General features: G+C 38.4%; 10 protein-coding genes and 4 pseudogenes. 10 read left to right on the plus strand and 4 right to left on the minus strand.

Features of this window, described 5'->3' with window-relative positions; genetic code table 11:
* Positions 1-10: 10 nt before the first annotated feature.
* The gene (locus WG932_RS15970; RefSeq protein ID WP_149391984.1) at positions 11-739 is read right to left on the minus strand and encodes a murein L,D-transpeptidase catalytic domain family protein; all 729 of its coding nucleotides are present in this window, start codon (positions 737-739) and stop codon (positions 11-13) included.
* A 491-nt stretch (positions 740-1,230) separates the two neighbouring features.
* Between WG932_RS15970 and WG932_RS15975 the strand changes: the two genes are divergently transcribed.
* From WG932_RS15975 to WG932_RS16000, 6 genes and pseudogenes are all read left to right on the plus strand, one after another.
* Positions 1,231-1,641, plus strand: a complete 411-nt coding sequence (locus tag WG932_RS15975) for a 6-pyruvoyl trahydropterin synthase family protein (RefSeq protein ID WP_014019045.1) — start codon at positions 1,231-1,233, stop codon at positions 1,639-1,641.
* Positions 1,601-2,301: pseudogene (gene folE, locus WG932_RS15980) on the plus strand (GTP cyclohydrolase I FolE). The gene WG932_RS15975 and the pseudogene folE overlap by 41 nt, the downstream one beginning before the upstream one ends.
* Before the next feature lie 148 nt (positions 2,302-2,449).
* The gene (locus WG932_RS15985; protein WP_483084682.1) at positions 2,450-3,130 is read left to right on the plus strand and encodes an SDR family NAD(P)-dependent oxidoreductase; all 681 of its coding nucleotides are present in this window, start codon (positions 2,450-2,452) and stop codon (positions 3,128-3,130) included.
* A gap of 194 nt (positions 3,131-3,324) precedes the next feature.
* A complete protein-coding gene (locus WG932_RS15990) occupies positions 3,325-3,462 on the plus strand; it encodes a hypothetical protein (protein WP_483084683.1) in 138 nt (45 codons plus the stop codon).
* A gap of 54 nt (positions 3,463-3,516) precedes the next feature.
* A complete protein-coding gene (locus WG932_RS15995) occupies positions 3,517-3,960 on the plus strand; it encodes a hypothetical protein (RefSeq protein WP_041934968.1) in 444 nt (147 codons plus the stop codon).
* Positions 3,960-4,583: a flavin reductase family protein gene (locus WG932_RS16000; RefSeq protein ID WP_483084684.1), complete on the plus strand. Its 624-nt coding sequence runs from the start codon at positions 3,960-3,962 to the stop codon at positions 4,581-4,583. Before WG932_RS15995 ends, WG932_RS16000 begins: the two co-directional genes overlap by 1 nt.
* A gap of 181 nt (positions 4,584-4,764) precedes the next feature.
* Here the strand turns inward: WG932_RS16000 and WG932_RS16005 are convergent.
* A pseudogene (locus tag WG932_RS16005) lies at positions 4,765-6,224 on the minus strand (S1C family serine protease).
* 251 nt (positions 6,225-6,475) lie between these two features.
* Between WG932_RS16005 and WG932_RS16010 the strand changes: the two are divergent.
* The 4 genes and pseudogenes from WG932_RS16010 to hslU all read left to right on the plus strand — a co-directional run bounded on the left by WG932_RS16010 (position 6,476) and on the right by hslU (position 13,029).
* Positions 6,476-7,639 carry a 1-deoxy-D-xylulose-5-phosphate reductoisomerase gene (locus WG932_RS16010; RefSeq protein ID WP_149391988.1) on the plus strand — a complete coding sequence of 388 codons (1,164 nt, stop codon included), beginning with the start codon at positions 6,476-6,478 and terminating at the stop codon, positions 7,637-7,639.
* Positions 7,640-7,642: 3 nt separating this feature from the next.
* Positions 7,643-8,962, plus strand: a complete 1,320-nt coding sequence (gene rseP / locus WG932_RS16015) for an RIP metalloprotease RseP (protein ID WP_483084685.1) — start codon at positions 7,643-7,645, stop codon at positions 8,960-8,962.
* A gap of 193 nt (positions 8,963-9,155) precedes the next feature.
* A pseudogene (lon, locus tag WG932_RS16020) lies at positions 9,156-11,639 on the plus strand (endopeptidase La).
* 12 nt (positions 11,640-11,651) lie between these two features.
* Positions 11,652-13,029, plus strand: a pseudogene (hslU, locus tag WG932_RS16025) (ATP-dependent protease ATPase subunit HslU).
* 27 nt (positions 13,030-13,056) lie between these two features.
* On the opposite strand, the gene WG932_RS16030 reads toward hslU, so the two are convergent.
* Both WG932_RS16030 and WG932_RS16035 read right to left on the minus strand, forming a co-directional pair.
* Positions 13,057-14,298: a xanthine dehydrogenase family protein molybdopterin-binding subunit gene (locus tag WG932_RS16030; RefSeq protein WP_483084686.1), complete on the minus strand. Its 1,242-nt coding sequence runs from the start codon at positions 14,296-14,298 to the stop codon at positions 13,057-13,059.
* Entirely contained in the window at positions 14,250-15,140 is an 891-nt protein-coding gene (locus tag WG932_RS16035; RefSeq protein WP_483084687.1) for a molybdopterin cofactor-binding domain-containing protein, read from the minus strand. The genes WG932_RS16030 and WG932_RS16035 overlap by 49 nt, the downstream gene beginning before the upstream one ends.
* Positions 15,141-15,186 lie beyond the last annotated feature (46 nt).

Consider the following 15,186-nt stretch of genomic DNA (forward strand, 5'->3'; position numbering starts at 1 on the left):
TTAGGAGAAATTAGCTTGAGGCCCATTCTTTAATAAAAACAGATTGCCTTCTATATTGAGGTTCGCTAGCATGGACAAATAAGCAACTTTTTTCTTTTATCAATTCAATGATAGCTTCAAAATTATCAGAAGGTAAAGCCGGACAACCTAAACTTCTACCAAGCCTTCCATGCCGTTTAACGAATGAATTTTCAGCATAATCAGCAGCATGTATCACAATGGCTCTTGCCCTAGCATTGTCGTTAATCCCTTTTTCCATTCCATCCAACCGCAGAGATTTCCCATGTTTCCCAACATATGTTTCACCTGTTAGGTAAAACCCTAGACTACTCATATAGCTTTCCGGTATATTCGAAAATTTTTCAGCATGCAAACCACCCGAATTCCTTCCATGGGCCACAAGAGAAGCATATTCCAAGGTTTGATTATCAAAATCAATTACCCAAAGCCTTTGTTCAGAGGAGGGCAAATCAAAATCGATTATTGTCAATGGTTTTCCTTCTTCAATCAAACCCTCGTCAATCATTTTCGAATAACCTTCATAGGCCATGGTCAAGACTTCCTTCTTAAGCAATGGGTGTTTATCCCCCACTTTCTCCCATAGATTTTCTACATTTTCGCCAATTGCCATAGTCCCATCTTTTTCCATTGGAATTGTATTGACAAAAAGGGAAGGTTGCATCTCAATGGCAAAAACCGGAAATACTATAAAAATTGTAAAGGCAATTATTTTAATCATAAGAAATCTTATACATGCAAATGCAAGATTAAAAGGATAAATCTCAATAAACCACTACAATATAAGTCAATTTAACATCAAAATAATTCCCAAATGGCAAAAAAATTGCTGGTTTACTTTGGGCAACCCCAATACAAAAGAGGGAAAAAGCAATTCCAGAAATATCTATTTTGATCATTTTCACTCCTTTTTTAATCAAATGAACTAATAACACTTGGAGTCGATAATTTGACAATATACCTAAACAAAAACCTCGGAGGAGAAAATTAAATGATCAATCTAACCGAACGCCAAGACTCACTTTAACCTTAATTTGATTAATTTTGAACCGATTCGCCCTAAATATTTGTTCTTTCGGTTGAAAAAGGTAAAATGGGCTAGAAATTAAATGTAGGCCAATTAATAAAAGCTAGAAACTTTACGATTTCTTTATCCTCGTGGGTATAGAAACATAAAAAAAACAATTATACAGGTATTCTGTTAAACAATTTATGAAAATAGCCATTTATAGAAAAGAGCACTTTAATGCTGCCCATAGGCTTCACAACCCCCAGTGGTCAGCGGAAAAAAATGATGCAGTTTTCGGAAAATGTAATAATCCCAGTTACCATGGCCACAATTATGACCTGGAAGTAAAGCTTACAGGGCCAATAGATCCTGAAACAGGCTATGTCTATGACATGAAGTTATTGAAGGATGTAATTAAAGAAAATGTTACGAAAAAGTTTGATCACAAAAATTTAAATTTAGATGTCGATGAATTCAAGAACCTTAATCCAACTGCAGAAAACATTGCTGTGGTTATTTGGAATATTTTGAGAGAGAAAATTGAATTAAAATACGACTTAACAATTCGATTATATGAAACAGAAAGAAACTTTGTTGAATTCAGCGGGGATTGATCTCAATCAAGCCATTGACGACATAGGAGATGACCATATTTCTTCTTCCCATGACACTCCATTGCGGGAAGATGCTTTTGAGATGGATGATGATCTGAAAATGGAATTGATTGAAAAACATTTTAAAGAAATCATGAATATTCTTGGCATGGACCTGAAAGACGATAGCTTGAAAGGCACTCCAAAAAGAGTAGCTAAAATGTTTGTGAAAGAAGTTTTTCAGGACTGGACCCAAAAAACAAACCAGAGGTAAAACTATTTGAAAATAAATACAAGTACAATGAAATGCTGGTAGAGAAAGACATTACCTTTTTCTCCCACTGTGAACATCATTTTGTACCTATTTATGGAAAAGCACATGTGGCTTATATTTCTAATGGCAGTGTAATCGGATTGTCTAAAATAAACAGAATTGTTCAATATTTTGCCAAAAGGCCTCAGGTTCAAGAAAGGCTTACTGTCCAAATTGGTAATGAACTAAAAAAAGCTTTAGGGACAGATGATGTAGCTGTAATTATGGACGCAGACCATATGTGCGTTTCCAGCAGAGGCGTACGAGACACTAGCAGCAGTACTGTCACCTCTTTTTATAGCGGGAAGTTTGAAAATGACAATCAAAAAAGAAACGAATTCCTCAAATACATTTCTCTATCAAGGTAATCTCCTTTTAACCTTATAATTAACTGTATTTAAAGCTGTTATTTCTAAAAAATAACAGCTTTTTTTTTATACCTCCCCATTTTATCAGGAAAAATATTAAACAATTTGGCTACTAATTAATTCTACTTAGTAAACATTGTGTAAGTATATGAAGGGAAAGAAGATTATCATCATCGGTGGTAAAAGTGGAATTGGTAAAAAAGTGGTGGAAAGTCTCAACCAAAAAGGTGCCGAGGTATATGCTTTCTCAAGGTCATTTTCAGGAGAACACCACTTTGATGTTTTAGAAGATTTTGAAGCAATACCCAATGTACCTGAAGAAATTCATGGATTGGTTTATTGCCCAGGGACAATCAATTTAAAACCATTCAAAAGGCTAACAATCGATGACTTCAGACATGACCTGGAGGTCAATTACCTTGGAGCAATAAAAACGTTACAGTTTTTAGAGAATTCATTGAAAAAATCGAAAACTGCCTCTGTTGTGCTATATAGTAGCATTGCAGTACAGACAGGCTTGGGTTTTCACAGCTCCATTGCCGGGGCAAAAGGGGCCATAGAAGGGCTTACTCGGTCTCTCGCGGCCGAATGGGCCAATTTTGGTATTCGCGTTAATGCCATTGCACCATCACTTACCGACACTCCTTTAGCAAAGGTTTTGCTTTCTACGGACGACAAACGAAATACTGCTGATAAAAGGCATCCCCTTGGCCGGTTTGGGAAAACTACAGATATTGCAGCCGCTACAATATTTTTACTATCTGATCAATCTTCTTGGATTACCGGGCAGGTAATTAAGGTGGATGGTGGCATATCGGCAATTAAATAATTACCCCCTTCAATGGAAAAAATAGAGCAGATAGGCAAGGATTGCCTTGGTATTTAAATCAGTTAAGTAATGAGGACTCCACCGGAATCATATCTAATTTTTAAAGCAGAATTAAAAAAAGCCAAGCTTGAAAAAGAGCTATTAAAGCAAGAATATGAGGATAAGCTAAAAAAATCAACCAAGAATTATCCCGATTGAAAGAGCAAATTTCAGCCCAACAAGACCTGATGAAAACAACCATAAATTATGCAGTTAAGCTTGAAGATGACTTAGAGAATTTCAAACAGTTTGTTGAAGAAGAGAAAAACAATAGAAAAAGCTCTTTTCATTAATCAATTATTTACATTGCCTGTATAATAAGGTAATGAAGCAGAACAAGAATGATTATGACTGACACCTTGAATAAACAGGAATTGCAAGATTTCAAAATTGCTATAGACGAAGAATATGCTAGGGTTGAAACCAATAAACCCAAAGGGATTATCCTCTGCACTTTATTGGTAGATTATGTACCAATTACCGATTTTAAAGCTATTTTCAACAAAATCACTAAAATTGTAAAAGAAGGTAACTACAACAAATTCATATTCGACAAAAGAGCTTTAAGGGCTTTTCACCAACCCAGCATGGAATGGTATTTTTTAGAATGGAAGAAAGAAGTGTTTTTTTATGGAATCAAAACACATAGGAAAATTTTACCAAAAGAAGCATGGTTTGTGAAACTGGTTATGATAGCCAAAAAACAAATTACACTGGAAAATCCCGGCAATATTATTCGTAACCTTGATATAAAATACTGCGACAGCATAGAAGAAGCCATAGCTGAATAATGAAGCGATTTACAAAAGACATCTTGATTAATAAAGGCAAAGTCTTCAATAGAAATTTCGTCAACTGCCTGAGTGGATACAAAAGTTTGAATCTTATTGGGAGCATTAATACCGAAAATGCTAAAACAAATTTAGCCCCATTTAGTCAAGTATTTCATATCGGAGCCAACCCAGCTACGGTTGGTGTTTTATTCCGCCCCCATTCCGTGGAACGGCATACATTGGAAAACATCCTTCAAAATGGCTGTTTCACTTTAAACCACGTAGCTGAAAATTTTTACAAAGAAGCCCACCAATGCAGTGCAAGATGGGACCAGTCAGAATTTAAAGCCACAGGATTGGAGGAAGAATTCCTGAATGATTTTAAAGCTCCATTTGTGAAATTAAGTCCCTTGAAAATAGCTTGTGTAGTAAAAGATAAAATCACATTAGCCGTCAATGAAACAATTTTAATCGTAGCCAGTATAGAAGAGGTATATGTAGCAGCCAATGCTGTTGAAGAAGACGGGTTTATTGCCTTAGACAAGGTAGGTAGCATTACGGTCTCGGGCTTAGACAGCTACCACGCTACAAACAAGCTGGGCAGATTACCCTACGCGAAACCCTTTCAAAAAACTAAATAACATAAACCTGATAGTTGTTTAAAGGGTAACCTATCCTTTTACAATTCCTTTGGCTGAAAAATTCAACTCAAAAAAATCGCAACACAAATCATACATTGTTATTTAAAAGACGAGGGGCAACACTCCTATTAAAAACATTCCACCCACAATAATGCTTATAGGCGGAATGTTTTTTTGTAGATTATCTAACGGAATAGGATTGTGCAAAAGAGCGCCCTGCCGGCGTAAGACCTTCCACTCTTAACTGCCCACTAAATTCTTCAAGAAACTTCCCTACTTTTTCTGGATCTTTGGCCGGTTGGTCATTTATATCAGTAATGATAAATCCATTTCCAAACCCAAGATCATTGAGATAACCTCTGGTCATAGAAGAAATTTTGACTCCGTAGGGTATACCGTATCGGTCCATTTCGATGGCATTGATGGTTTCAAGCTTCGCACCCAATAATGCAGAAGCATAAAAGGATCTCTTGATAACTCCGGTCCCTCCCAATAGATTCTGTAGGGTCAATTGAACCGTATTAAGTTTCCCTTCTCTTTTATAACTTACATTGATTTTATCGCCCGGATAGTAGTAAGACAATGCCTCCTCAAAGCTGCCCTTTCCTGTTATTTCAGTTCCGTCAATTTTTACAATTACATCATTTACCTTCATTCCTGATTTTTCTGCAGCACCATTTCTAATCACATGAGAAACAATGACACCATCTAAAGATTGTAGATTCATTTCCTCAGATAAATCAGGGGAAATCTCTTTAATCTCTATCCCCGGAATTGCTTTTTGAACTTCCCCATACCGAATAAGATCATTTGCAATTTTTGTAGCAATATCGACAGGAACAGCAAAACCATAGCCAGTGTAGGAACCTGTTCTACTCAAAATGGCCGTATTAATCCCAACCAACTCACCATTTACATTTACTAATGCTCCTCCGGAGTTTCCGGGATTAATCGGAGCATCTGTTTGGATAAAAGATTCCAAAGGAAACTCACCACCCATAATGTTGATCTGTCGTTCCTTTGCAGAAACTATTCCTGCCGTCACTGTGGAAGTAAGATTGAAAGGATTACCCACTGCCAGTACCCATTCACCTATCTTCAATTCCCGACTGCTTCCAATTTCTATGGCCGGAAGGTTATCTGCTTCAATTTTTAGAACTGCAATATCAGTATTTGCATCTGAACCTATTAAACTGGCTTTATACGTTCTTTTCTTATGAATCACTTCAATGGTCTCTGCTTTTTCTATGACATGGTTATTGGTAATGATATAACCATCTTCAGAAAAATCACACCCGAGCCGGTGCTTACCGTCTGTTGAGCCATCCCTTGGCCGAAGAAATAATCAAAAATACTATACCTTCTAGAATCAGTTCCTGAAAAGTTTTTTATAAACACTACAGAATTGGTGCTGTTTTCAGAAGCTTTCACAAAAGAATCCGGCACGGGACTCATGATGTTTTGGCTCGTTTCTTCAGCCGGAGCCAAATGACGAACTTGAGACATTGGAATTTCTTCGGAAATACTGAATCGTTCAGGGTTTTTAAACGACAATTCTTCGCTCAAATATTGTTGAAACACCCAAGAGCCAATAATCCCTCCCACAAATGCAACAAGAACTAAACCTAAATTTTTTAACATAACTAAAGACTTTGAATACTTAATTAAATACGGCCATTTATTAATTCAAGCCAATTTATTTAACATTTTTTAAACTTTCTTATGACAAAAAATCACAATGTAAATCCAATCCCAATTTTGTGCCAAAAAACATATGGTTTAAAAAGTTTGAAAAAACGGGAATACTGGTTTTACCTTGTAAATTTGTCAGTAGAAAATAACGCATAATGCCAAGTTCGGCATTGTCCTTTTTTTGAAAGTAAAAAAATTCCATGTCTACAATTAAACGTGTGGCCATCTTAGGCTCAACAGGTAGTATAGGTACACAAGCTTTAGATGTGATTCAGCAACATTCTGACAAATTTGAAGTTGAAGTCCTTACGGCTTTTAATAACAAAGACCTATTAATCAAACAGGCGTTAGCTTTCCAACCAAATGTTGTAGTCATTGGCAATGAAAACCATTATCTTGAGGTTAAAGAGGCTTTGAGCAAACATCCTATTAAGGTATATGCCGGAGATAAGGCACTTGCCTCCGTGGTTGAGATGGAGACGATTGATATTGTGCTTACAGCTTTAGTGGGCTATGCAGGCTTAATACCAACGATCAAGGCCATAGAAGCCGGCAAACCCATCGCCTTAGCCAATAAAGAAACTTTGGTGGTGGCCGGAGATCTTATCACCAAACTCGCCAAAAAGAAAGCTGTAAATATCTACCCGGTAGATTCAGAACATTCGGCGATCTTTCAATGTTTGGTTGGTGAATTTCATAATCCCATCGAAAAAATAATACTTACAGCCTCCGGAGGCCCCTTCCGTGGCAGGGATAGGGAATATTTAAAAAATGTTACCAAAGAACAGGCACTCAAACATCCCAATTGGGACATGGGGGCTAAAATCACAATCGATTCAGCTTCTTTGATGAATAAAGGGCTTGAAGTTATCGAAGCAAAATGGCTTTTTGGATTGGATGCAAGCCAGATTGAGGTAATTGTTCATCCACAATCCATAGTACATTCTTTGGTTCAATTTGAAGACGGTTCGATCAAAGCGCAACTTGGACTACCAGACATGCGTATTCCTATTCAGTTTGCCTTGTCATATCCGGAAAGAGTAAAATCAAATTTTGAAAGATTTAATTTCATGGATTATCCGAATCTTCAATTTGAGAAACCTGATCGACAAACATTCAAAAACTTGGACTTGGCCTTCACGGCCTTAGAAAGAGGTGGGAATGCTGCCTGTTCATTGAATGCTGCCAATGAAATCGCTGTGGCTGCATTTTTGCAGGATAAAGTCAAATTTCTTGAAATGTCAGACTTGATTGAACAGAGTATGGAAAAAATTAGTTTTATTAAAGAACCAAGTTTGGATGACTTAATTGCGACAGACAAGGAAACAAGAATAATTTCAGAAGAATTAATTAGTAGAAAATAAAGAATGGATACATTAATAATGGTAGCGCAATTGCTACTCGGATTGTCGATATTGGTCGGCTTACATGAATTAGGACACCTGCTGGCAGCCAAGATGTTTGGCATGCGTGTCGAAAAGTTTTCTATTGGTTTTCCTCCAAAAATCATAGGATTTCAATGGAAAGAAACAGAATATTCTATAGGAGCAATTCCCCTAGGTGGATTTGTTAAAATCTCCGGAATGGTAGATGAATCGCTTGATTCAGAGCAACTATCGGACGAACCCCAGCCTTGGGAGTTTAGATCCAAACCTGCTTGGCAAAGATTAATCGTGATGCTTGGTGGTATCATCGTAAATGTAATCACCGGGATAATCATATTTGTATTTTTGGTATACAGTAAAGGGGAAACCTATTTTTCAAGAGACCAGGTAATAGAGCATGGGATCGTCGCCTACGATATTGGCGAACAAATAGGCTTGCAGGATGGCGACAAAATACTTGACATCAACGGAGTACCTTATGAATCATTGAATGACCTAAGCAGTGGGAATGCATTGTTAAGCTCAGATGGTTATTATACAGTAGATAGAGACGGCGAAAGTATGAAAATCACAATCCCTAGGGGATTTATCAATTCTTTTTCTGATGAAGAAAGCATGTCTAATTTCATTAGCATTCGATTCCCTTTTAAAATTTTGGAAGTAAATCCTGAAGGAACTGCTGTTGAAGCAGGTATTCAAAAGGGGGATGAAATCGTAGCTGTCAATGAACAACCCATCCAATATTTCAATGAGTTACAAGACGCATTGGCAGTACATAAAGGGGAGACTGTAGCTCTTACGATAGTTAGAGACCAACAAGAAATAATCACCAATACCGAAGTCTTAGAAGACGGGACCATTGGCATTGCCGCAGAAAATTTAATTGAACCTGTTCGCAAAAAATACACCTTTGCAGAATCGATTCCACTGGGAACCGAAAGGGCTTTTAGTGTGGTAATTATCAATGCAAAAGCCATGGGTAAAATGTTTACAGGAGAGGTTTCCACCAAAAACGTTAGTGGGCCTATCGGAATGGCAAAAATTTATGGGCCTACTTGGGATTGGATCAAGTTTTGGTCCATTACAGGCCTGATTTCCATGATTCTGGCCTTCATGAATTTATTACCTATTCCTGCCTTAGATGGAGGGCATGTAATGTTTTTGCTTTACGAAATGGTTTCAGGCAGAAGTCCTTCTGATAGGTTTCTTGAGAATGCCCAGAAAATTGGCATGGTTTTACTGTTAGCAATCATGGTATTTGCCATAGGAAATGACATCCTTAAGCTTTTTACCGGCAGTTAATGACTGAAAAAAACAAAAAAGGGAAATAATATCTCTTTATTTTTAAATTGCCCTTAATATTTATTTCCTGACAATTTGTTAAAGGAAATAAATTGGCATAAGCCTTGGACAGGGTTTGTATAATAACCTTATTAATAGGGGTTTTTCATATTTCAACAAATTAACATGACACAATACCTGTCATAATGTCTGTATGAACAATAACGACAATCAATTATATCAATCACTAATGATGGGGGATTTTTCGGGAGAAGGCGATCTAATTCAGTTAATTACTGACGACGAGGATGAAAATGGCCAAAAAAACGAAAACTACGCCAAAGAAATACCTATTCTTTCCGTCAGAAACACCGTTTTGTTTCCCGGAGTAGTTATTCCTATAACCGTTGGAAGGCAACGATCTATTAAACTTGTTAAAAAAGCCCAAAAGGGAGACAAATTGATCGGTGTATGTGCACAAAGAAACCCCAACATTGAAGACCCTTCATGGGACGATATTTATAAAGTAGGCACCTTGGCCAAAATTGTAAAAATGATCGTTTTGCCCGATGGCAATACCACAATCATTATTCAAGGAAAAAGCGTTTTAAAATAGATGAAGAATTAACAGAGGACCCCTATTTCCAAGCAAATGTCACTTATTTGGATGAAACATTCCCTAAAAATGATGAGAAAATAGAGGCCCTTGAGCAGTCCTTAAAGGAAGCAGCTTTTAAAATTTTACAATTAAATCCTGAAATTCCTAGAGAAGCTCAGGTTGCCTTAGATAATATTGACAGCACCCCTTTTCTTACTCATTTCCTCTCTTCCAATATCAATGCCCCTGTTGAGTCCAAACAAAAATTACTTGAGATCAATGATGGCATAGAAAGAGCTACCCTGTTGCTGGAGTTTATGATGAAGGACATCCAAATGCTGGAGCTAAAAAATGAAATCCAAAAAAAGGTCCATACTGACATTGACCAACAGCAAAGGGACTATTTTTTAAGGCAACAGATGAAGGTTCTTCAAACAGAACTGGGTGACGAGGGCCCGGACAAGGAAGTTGAAGAATTAAGGGCACGTGGCAAAAAGAAAAAATGGCCAAAAGTAGTGGCTGACCAATTCAATAAAGAATTGGATAAAATCATGAGAATGAATCCTGCCACAGCAGAATACCCTATCGCCATTAATTATGCAGAGGTGTTGGTAGACCTACCATGGAATGAATATACTACCGACAATTTTGACCTGAATAGAGCCAAGAAAATCCTTGATCGTGACCATTCCGGCTTGGACAAAGTCAAAGATCGAATCATTGAATATTTGGCAGTATTAAAACTAAAGCAAGACCTTAAAGGACCAATTCTTTGCTTATATGGACCTCCCGGTGTAGGAAAAACATCCTTAGGTAAATCTATCGCTAAAGCCTTGGGCAGAAAGTATGTACGAATGTCCTTAGGGGGACTTCATGATGAGTCTGAAATTAGGGGGCATCGAAAAACCTATATCGGTGCCATGCCGGGCAAAATCATTCAAAACATGAAAAAAGGAAAATCATCAAATCCTGTTTTTGTGTTGGACGAAATAGATAAACTCAGCACGGATTTTAGAGGAGACCCATCTTCTGCCTTTTTAGAAGTATTGGACCCTGAACAAAACAATGCTTTTGTGGACAATTACTTGGAGGTAGATTATGATTTGTCTAAGGTACTATTTATTGCCACGGCCAATACGCTGGAAACTTTGCAGCCTGCCCTTAGAGACCGGATGGAGATCATAGAGGTGACGGGCTACACCATGGAGGAAAAAGTGGAAATTTCAAAAAACACCTGGTACCCAAACAGAGGAAAGAACATGGTCTTAAAGCCAAGGACATTACCTTCTCCAATGATTCTTTGGTCAAAATCATAGAAGATTACACGCGAGAATCCGGGGTTAGAAGTTTGGAAAGGCAAATTGGGAAGGTTATAAGAAATATTGCCAAGTCCATAGCGATGGAAGAACCATATCAGAAAAAATAACTCCGGCATTGGTAAGAAAAATTCTAGGTGGTGAAATATTCGACAAAGAATTTTATCAAGACAATTCTTTGGCAGGAGTGGTTACAGGCCTAGCCTGGACATCTGTGGGAGGAGAAATTTTATTTATTGAAGCAAGTATTAGCAAAGGAAAAGGAAAACTTACACTTTCCGGTCAGCTGGGTGATGTCATGAAAGAATCTGCCATGACAGCCATATCTTATCTTAAATCTCATGCGGACGATCTGGACATAGATTATCGGGTATTTGATCAGTATGATCTACATATTCATGTACCTGCCGGAGCAGTACCTAAAGACGGGCCATCTGCCGGTATCACAATGCTCACAGCCATTGCATCTGTTTATACCCAGAGAAAAGTAAAAACAAAACTGGCCATGACAGGGGAGATCACCTTGAGAGGTAAAGTAATGCCAGTAGGTGGAATCAAAGAAAAAATATTAGCTGCAAAAAGGGCCGGGATCGAAGACATTATCCTTTGCAAACGAAATCAAAGAGACATAGAAGAAATTGATGATTCTTACCTCAAAGGAGTCAAATTTCATTTTGTAGACCATGTAAGCGAAGTATTAGCCTTGGCGCTTCTAGAAGAAAAAGTGTCTAATCCGGTGAAATTCAGCTTCGAAAGTGAAGGAAAGAAATCTGAAGCATCGTAAAAGAACTGAAAAATGAACCATTTAACACCAAAGCAAATTGTTGCTGAACTGGATAAATATATAATTGGGCAGAATGAGGCAAAAGAAATGTCGCGATTGCTTTAAGGAACAGAATTCGCCGGCTTATGGTGAAATCTGACCTTCAAAAGGACATCGTTCCCAATAACATCTTGATGATAGGCTCTACGGGAGTTGGTAAAACTGAAATCGCTAGAAGATTGGCGAAAATTGCCAATGCACCTTTCACAAAAGTAGAGGCATCCAAGTTTACTGAAGTAGGCTATGTTGGAAGAGATGTAGAATCTATGGTAAGAGATTTGGTGGAACATGCCGTAAATCTGGTTAAAGAAGCAAAAAATGAAGAAGTAAAGGAAAAAGCAGCAGTGATTGTTGAAGACATGCTTCTAGATATTTTGATTCCTCCGGTAAGAGGAACAGGTTTTAGCACTACACAAAAAGAGAATTTTAACCCTGACAATGCCAGTGAGCAAGAGCTCAATGAAAAAACCAGAGAGCGATTCAAAGAGAAATTGAAGCATGGAGAACTGGAAGAAAGGAAAATCGAAATCAATGTAAAGCAGTCTTCTCCTGCAGGAATTGGTATGGTGGGAAATGGCATGATGGACGAAGCCAGTATGGCAGGCATTCAAGACATGCTTAGCAATATGATGCCGAAGCGTACCAAAAAAGAAAAGTCACTATTTCGGAAGCTCGAAAAATTTTAATGGAGGAAGAAGCTTCCAAGCTTATTGATTTTGATGAAGTAAAAGAAGAAGCCATCAAGCTTGCAGAGAACAATGGGATCATATTTATTGATGAAATAGACAAAATTGCTTCAAGCTCAAGTAAATCAGGTGGACCGGATGTCAGTAGAGAAGGTGTACAAAGAGATTTGCTTCCGATTGTAGAAGGTAGTGCTGTCAATACCAAGTATGGTTTGGTACATACAGACCATGTACTGTTTATAGCAGCAGGAGCATTTCACGTCAGCAAACCTTCGGATCTGATCCCCGAATTACAGGGAAGATTTCCAATTCGTGTAGAACTTACCAGTTTGACTCAAGAGGACTTCTATAAAATACTTAAGGATCCAAAAAATGCCCTTACCAAGCAATATCAGGCTTTATTTGAAGCAGAGGAAGTTTATTTAGAATATACTGACGATGCCATCCAAGAGATTGCCTCACTGGCATTTAGTATCAATGAAGAAGTAGAAAATATCGGTGCAAGAAGGTTACATACAGTTATGAGTCATTTATTAAACGACTTTTTGTTTGAGGTTCCGGATTCAATTGGTCCCAATAGCAAAATCATGATTACAAAAGATCTTGTCAATGAAAGGTTAAGCTCTTTGGTGAAAAACAGAGACCTTTCCCAATTCATCCTTTAATACCTATGAAATAAAACTAACTTGCCATCAGGTGTGATCTGGAACCACACCTGATGGCAACATAGGTAGCTTATATAGTTTTACACCACAAGCATCCTGAATGGCATTCCGCAAAGAAGGAGCAATGCATACGATCGGAGCCTCCCCTGCCCCGGAGGAAGGAAGATCCTCTCTATTCAACAATATTACTTTCATTTCAGGTACGTCACTGAACCTAGGCACGCGGTAGGAAGTTAGTCCGGGATTTGTCAACTTGGCATCTTTAAAGTCTACCGCTTCAAATAGCGCCCCTCCTAAGCCTTGTAGTACACAACCTACAACCTGACTTTTAAGATGTCTGGGGTTGATGATCACACCACATTCAAAGGCAGTCACCACCCTACGGACGTTCAATTTTCTCGATTCACTTTCCACCTTTACCTCAACGAAGGTGGCTACAAAGCCTCCTTTAACCGTCCCACAAGCCATTCCAAACCCTGTTTCAGCTTGGCTTTTTTCCTTTCCCCAACCAAAGGCTTCGGCCCCTGCTTTTATTACATCTATTAACCTAGGCTTTTCCAGATGTGCAATCCTAAATTGCAATGGATCATATTTTAAATCTCGTGCCAAATCATTAACGATAGACTCAATAGCAAAAATATTGGCAGTTGAGGATAATGCCCTATAAGATCCTTGACGCAATGGTGAAGATGAGCGGTGATACTCCAAGTGTTCTTGGGCCCCCGAATAAGGGAAATCTATTCCTGCAGCTCCAGAATTGTAATTATGGAATTCCCAAGTGTTAATTTTCCCTTGGTTTACAGAAGCCTTGACCTCAATCACTCCCGCAGGTCGAAAATAAGCCCATTTAAATTCTTCCTCCCTTGTCCAGCAAACTTTCACCGGACGACCAGCTTTTTTGGATAATTTGGCTGCTTCAATCCCTACATCACTGCTTTGCTTTCCTCCGTAACCGGAGCCTGTATCAGGAACATGAACACGTATTTTATTTAATGGAAGACCAAATTCTTTTGCCAAGTCTTCATGCAAACCAAAAGGGCGTTGAGTCCCTGCCCAGACCTCCACTTCACCATCCTTCCAATGGGCTATGGCTGCCCGGGTTTCCAATGGCACATGGGCAATATAATCAATCTCAAAGCGCTGATTAATTTTCAATGAAGCACCTTCATAACTATCTTCAAGACTTTTACTTTTCGATTTTCCTTCCTTAGAGGTTTTAATTAAATGTTCAAAGACCTCTGCACGCTCAACCAGAGCCCCTTCCCCCAAGTACAATCAATAGCAGCCAATGCCATTGCTGCTTTTCCGGGGCTATCTGCTACAAGTCCAATAAAATCTCCATCTCTAACCAACATTACACCTGGGATTTTTTCAGCATTTGTCGTTTCGACATGAAGTAGTTTAGCCCCATAAGCAGGAGCACGCAATATTTTACCGTAAACCATATTTGGCAAAACCATATCAGAAACATACTTATGGCTTCCGTTGATAAAATCTTTTCCATTAATTTTGGAAATAGATTGTCCTGCAACTTTCCACTTGGCCGGAGCTATTGTGGAGACATCTTTATTGATTTTTCTAAGCACCTTTTTTCCTGATAATAGTGCCCCAAAATCAACACTCTTGGCTGAGCCTACATCTAGCACCTTCCCATCTTTTAATTGCAATTGGGAAGTGGCTACGCCCAATACGGTTTCAGCTTCCTCCAACAAAATCCCCTTTAAGTTAGCCGCAGCCAGTCTAAGAATAGGAGAAATTTGAAGCGTGGTCAGGCTACCATAGGTGCCCCGGTCATATGGTGTGAGAGAAGTATCCCCCATGATCATCTTAATTTCTTGAGGAGCAACAGACAACTCCTCAGCCACTACTTGACTTAGGGAGGTTCGGATGTTTTGCCCAATTTCAACCTTCCCTGTAAATACAGTAATTTTTCCCGCATCAGAAATGTGAATCCAAGACGAAATCAAATCTTTGTCCGGAAATTCAAATTTATCATCTGCGGTAGCAGCAGTGGATACAAATACATCTGTAAACAATATATAAGTAGCCGCACCAGCCCCCATAAGTTTAAAAACTTTCTTCTTGACATCCCTCCTTCGGAACTTTTCCAATCACTTAAGGTAGGGAACAGGTATTTATCAGGATTAGGGGTCATTG

It is taken from the genome of Cyclobacterium sp. SOCE241, assembly GCF_056867545.1.